A 5,421-nucleotide genomic window follows, 5' to 3' on the forward strand; every position below is an offset into this window, starting at 1 on the left:
AATCAAACCTTTCACTAATTTGGTGATTCCGTATCCCTAATATACGATTCAGACGGAAAGTAGATTTTTCAACAAGGCGATCGTGTCGCTCGCGCTTTCTCCGTATAGATCTGCACCGATACGCTTCGCCCAACGGGAGGTGACCACCGCGCCACCCACCATGGTTTTGATGCTCTCGCGCATGCCTGCTTCCTTGAGAACCTTTTCGATAAGTTTCTGCCCTTCCTGGGTGGTGGTCATCAGCGCCGAGGAGCCGATCACATCAGCATTCAATTCTTTGGCCTTTTCCACGAACAATTCAGCGGGAACGTCACGCCCCAGATCATGTACCTCGAAACCGTTGACCCTCAACATCGTGGCAAGAATCCCCTTACCGATGTCATGAATATCGCCTTCGACGGTACCGAGAACAATGGTGGCCAATTTATTCTCCTGTCGTTTTTCCGGCATGGCCGCTTCCAGAACTTTTAACACCCCCAAAATGGCTTCAGAAGCGACGATCAGGCCGGGAAGGAATACCTTGCCGTGCTCGAACCGTTTCCCCATTTCCCGAATACCGGTGGAAAATCCGTTATCGATCAAATCCACCGGATCCATACCGGCATCGAGGGCCTGCCGGGCCAAATCCAACGCAGCGGTTTCATCACCGTCAATAACGGTTTGAGCCGCTTTCTGATACCATTCTGCTTTATCGTCCATGCTATCTGACACGGTTGCTTTCTCCTTTGTGTCCTTGATGGCGACGTAAGACGCTTCATCTAGGGCGCTGTCGTGCTTTTTCAGACGCTCGGCATACCACATGTATAGCCTCATCCCAGAAATAACAATACGCCTTGTATATGCAAATTTTAACTTAGCCATTCAGGCTGATTTTTACGGATTCCTCAGACGCTGCATTGACCTATAATTGGTTACGTGTGCCATTGGGACTTGAAAAGGTTTACCGAGCGAATATCGATATCGAGAATGCGGGCCGCATTGTGCTTGGCCCGAATTCCTTTGGGTCCGCCGGCAATGGACGTCACGGTGCCCAATTCGAGATCCCGTCGGATGTCTCGCATGATATCCTCATCGGTTAAATCAAGGCGTTCGATTTTTAACTTTTCTGCCACATACGTTTTGGCCTCCTCTATTTTTAGCTTTCGTGTCAGTTGCATCCAGGCCACCAGATCTCCGGCGGTGCGGATGCCGCCCATGCAAGCGGCCAGTATGTGGGGGATGTGCATCCCCAGGGGATCGCCGACGCCAATCTACAACCCGTCCGCTTTTCCGATCTGAACCAACGATTTGGAAACCCGGGTAACGGCATCGATGGGGGGTTGTTCCATCATCGGAATGCCGCAGACACCCATGCCCACATTGGCATGAACCGGGATAGTGGCTTCCTTTGTGGTTGCTTTCATGAAAGTGGTGGCTTGCGCCAGATTCCAGGGCAGAGGCTTGGTCGTGGTGGTGTTAACCGCCACACCGTAAATGCTGGCACCGGCATCGGCGACAAGTTTGACCTGATCGTGGGGGTAGAGTCCGGCCAGCTTGACGCCGTCATAATCGACACCGCCATGCATGCCGAGAATGAATTCTCCGGAGCTGCCCATCACCACCGGTAGATCCGGCAGATCGTCTTTTAGCCGGCGGACGGCCTTCAGGGCAGCCAGGTAATCGGCATCCCCGGCGGAGCCGCAGGTGTCAAAATTGATTCCCTCGAGTCCGACTTCCGCGAGTTTGCGTGCGACATACACCAGATCATCTTCAAGCATGGCGGCCGCTTCTTCCTGGGCATCAAGAGCTTCCTGGACTTTTCCCTTGGGGATCAACTCGGTGGCGTTGGGGCAGGGGCCGTCCGGCTGGAAGTAGAGACCCATGTTGGGCTGGGCACCGTACAAAAACGGCGCCGTGGTTTGCATGGAAATATTGTAGTAGTCATTGGCCTCGAAATTGATGATCGGTTTAACCGGCTTGTAGCTGTAGTCGCTGTGGCCCAGCGAGGTGGTGTCCGCCCCGCAGGCCCGCTCGTAGGTGAGCACAGCTTGCATGCGGCTCATGGGAGTTCCCACGCCCCCGCCGTCTTGTCCGGAGTAAAAACTCATGCTGGCCCCATCGTCCGTTACAATCACCTCTTCACCCGGATTGACGCTAACCGCGCGTCCCGGCTCAGCTAGGATGTCAAGAAGCTGCTCCTGTTCATCGAATGTCAATTCAGGAATTTCGCCCCACTTTGAAGCTTCTGCGGTTCCGGCCTGGATGTCTTCCATGACCTCTTGCGGGCTCATCCAGACCCTTTCGCCGTCTCCCATCCGTACAAAAATCTTATTCCCCATGGTTTGCCTCCCTACGGTCGGTCGATTCACCGGCCTTTTTTCCGGCGGTTTTGACCCCCATGTCCTTTTCCGTTTCAACGACAATGGCGCGGATTTTTGCCAGGACATCTTCCGGCAGCGGATCCGGTCGGTGATTTTCCAGTATCCAGCGCACTTTTTCTGTGGCACGATCGTAGGCGCTTTTAGCGCCGTCGGCTTCCCAGTTACTGCGCATTTTGCGATCCATCAAATCCGGACGGGACTGTTTTCGCATGCCGTCATAGGTGTGGTCCTCCAGGAGGTAATCTCCGCCGGGTCCGACCGCCTTAGTCACATCCAGGGCGAGGGTATAGTCACTCACGTCGATTCCCTGAACCGTGAATTTGATCATGCGTGCAAATTCGCAATCCAAAACCAATTGCCCGTAGTCGAAAGTAATTCCGCTTTCGAGCATCCCCAGACCGTAAATCATATTGGCACCTGCCAATGCTGGTATCAGGGCGGTCAGCGTTTTCTCGTGGCCGGTTTGGCAGTCAGCGATTTTGCTGTCGCCCTACCCGCCGGCCACATAGCTGGGCAGTGCGTAGTAGCGGGCCAGCCTGGCCACTGCCCCGCTGATGAGCGCGCACTCGGGGGTTCCCACGGCGGCGGTTGCCATTTTCAAATCCATGGCCGTGGTGGAACTGCCGTAAATCACCGGCGCGCCTCTGCGCGTTGCCTGGGACAGGGTGATGCCGGCCAAAATCTCGGCGTTGTGATTGACCAGGGTGCCGGCTAAGGTCACGGGTGCCGTGCCACCGGCCATAGCCATGGACAGGATGTTGCAGACCACGTTGTTGCGGGCCGATTCCATGATGATATCGCAACATTCTCCAATGAACTTGAATGGGCTGACCGGGCAGGTGGTAAAGGAAACGATAGGTCGTTTTGCCAGTTCCTTAAATCCCCCCACGATGGCCGCAGCCATCTCCAGTATCTTGTTCAGCAGCTTGCCGTTGCCCGGACCAAATGCACAATGCTTGGTCGTGTTGCTCAAAAAGGCCTCGGCATTGTGAAGCGGCACCGATGACGGGTCGACTTCGTGGGCGCCCAGGGCCTTTTCACAAAAGTCGACCTCGTCCAGGTAGTCGATCAACCGAGCCGCCCGCACGAGGTCCTCTTTCATCGGTTTCCTATATTCACCGGTGTAAGGATCGTTGATCATGACACCTTCGCTAAAGTTGGTAAAATGAACCCGGGTGCTTTCAAGCACTAGATCATGCTTGGGATCTCGTCCGGCAAGGATCACCTTGGATGGGGCAGACCGAATGGCGTTTTCCACCACATGGGGGGGAATCTTGACGATTTTGGTCTTCAGATCCACGTCCGCTCCGGCTCCGGACATGAGCTCAAGCGCCCGGTTGTCCTCCATCCAGACCCCGGATTGCGCCAGCAATTCCAAAGTGCCGAGATGAATCACCTCCAGTTCATCGTCCGTGAGGATGTTCAGACTCAGTCCGCTGCTCGGGTTTCGGCCTGCATGTAGATTTCTATGCATAACATATTCCTCGGTATAATAAGGTTAGGTTATCGTTTAGTCTCTATTTTCAAAGCCTATAAAATATTGAAAATCGGTTTAAATGCCGACATGGCCAGTTTGCCTTGCAAGAGGTGGTTTCAATAAAGTTGCCCTGGCAGGGAAAACCAATTATCCACGGGCAAAAATGTTTCGGCGGCATTTGCTCCTCCCATTTTTTCAGATGAGAAGTGAGCACATCGCCATGGAAAAAACAAGGATTTTATCCTGAAATCCATGCATTCATCACATTTCGAAAAACTGGGGGGACGCCATTGCGGCAACTATTCAGCAATACGCACTCTGCATTGCCAATGAAATTGTGGCCCGGGAAGTACTGCCTCCGGTTGATCTGGAAAAGCGCTACGGCCTGGTTCAGGGGCATATCCTGCATGGCGAGCACGCCCTGGATCAGCTGATTTTAAGGCCACCCCGGATTGCGCCCGCTACCACTCACCGATCAAAGGGCTGTATTTATGCGGCCGCGGCAGCCATCCCGGCGGCGGTATCACCTGCGGGCCGGGCGCATTGGCAGCGGCTGATATCGCAGCAGCCTGAGTACATGTTCATGAACCCATCTAAAAAAATGTCTGTTGGCCGCAAAAGCCGGTGACGCGATTGCGCTAAATCACAGTTGAGACGTCAAGAACTGCTCCAATAGCCTGTTGATAGCCTGAATTTATACACTGACTTTCTTTTGAAGCAGCATTGAGAAATCATAGGTTCCAAGACCCCGCTTTTGGGCCAATCTGATATATTCAATATTCTGTGGTTTCTTACCAAACAGCAAAGCCGCTTTGCCATCTGCAGCGACTGGATCATCACTTAAAATAAGCGTATTTTTTTGAGCAACATCAGAAGTGCTTCCACCGAAAGGGCCATTTCTGGTCATGATCCGGGTGGCATCGATCAGTGTTAGGGTGGGCTTGAAAATCTGGGCCAGATCAACGATATTCGGATGGATATCCCTGTGGAGCGAGCCACGCCTTCCGCCAATAGCGCCGAACCAATTCTTCATGCCGAGGGTCAGGGAACTGAGGATGTGATCCTTGGCCACCGGCAAGTTGATGACTTTGTCCGCCTCTACCAGCGGCAGATAAACCGGCCAAGCATCCAGGCGATCTCCTTGCAAATTCATCTCGCGCATTAAAGATGAATCGGGATCGATGAGCTCCGCGCCGGTCGTTTTTGATACATCTGCGGCACCGGACACAGAGAAACAGAATTTCGCATCGTCGATAGTATGATCAGCGATTCTGACCTTTGCGGCTCCCGCTTCTTGACAAAGCTCAATGACCCCTTGCAATCCCTCCGGATTTGTGGTGGCTGCCAGGTGAGGCGGTCTGGCCCAGGAAATATTCGGTTTTATGACCACCATATCTCCCCTGGAAACAAATTTGCTCATTCCATCGACGGCCTGGAAAACCGCTTTTACCAGCTCTTTTACCGTGTAGTTCTCATTCACAGCCACGCCTTCCACAATAAATCCCGCCTTTTTTTTCGCGGCCCAAGCCGAAAGCGGTCTTTGCACCGGTGCTGTTAGAAAACTACCTAAAGCAATTGAACCGC

At 53.3% G+C, this 5,421-nt stretch carries 3 protein-coding genes and 2 pseudogenes; 1 reads left to right on the forward strand and 4 read right to left on the reverse strand.

What is annotated here, in order from left to right:
- Nucleotides 1-48: 48 nt before the first annotated feature.
- The 3 genes and pseudogenes from ACZCED_RS24760 to mttB form a co-directional block, all read right to left on the reverse strand.
- Nucleotides 49-801, reverse strand: a complete 753-nt coding sequence (locus ACZCED_RS24760) for a corrinoid protein (RefSeq protein WP_464862106.1) — start codon at nucleotides 799-801, stop codon at nucleotides 49-51.
- A gap of 110 nt (nucleotides 802-911) precedes the next feature.
- Nucleotides 912-2,426, reverse strand: a pseudogene (gene mtbB / locus ACZCED_RS24765) ([dimethylamine--corrinoid protein] Co-methyltransferase).
- Nucleotides 2,308-3,834 (reverse strand): annotated as a pseudogene (mttB, locus tag ACZCED_RS24770) ([trimethylamine--corrinoid protein] Co-methyltransferase). The pseudogenes mtbB and mttB overlap by 119 nt, the downstream one beginning before the upstream one ends.
- 340 nt (nucleotides 3,835-4,174) lie before the next feature.
- On the opposite strand from mttB, the gene ACZCED_RS24775 reads away from it, so the two are divergent.
- Nucleotides 4,175-4,465: a hypothetical protein gene (locus tag ACZCED_RS24775; protein WP_464862107.1), complete on the forward strand. Its 291-nt coding sequence runs from the start codon at nucleotides 4,175-4,177 to the stop codon at nucleotides 4,463-4,465.
- A 66-nt stretch (nucleotides 4,466-4,531) separates the two neighbouring features.
- Here the strand turns inward: ACZCED_RS24775 and ACZCED_RS24780 are convergent.
- Nucleotides 4,532-5,421 (reverse strand): DUF362 domain-containing protein (locus ACZCED_RS24780; RefSeq protein ID WP_464862108.1); only part of this gene is annotated, 890 nt, incomplete at its 5' end.

The organism is Desulfosarcina sp. (assembly GCF_055467485.1).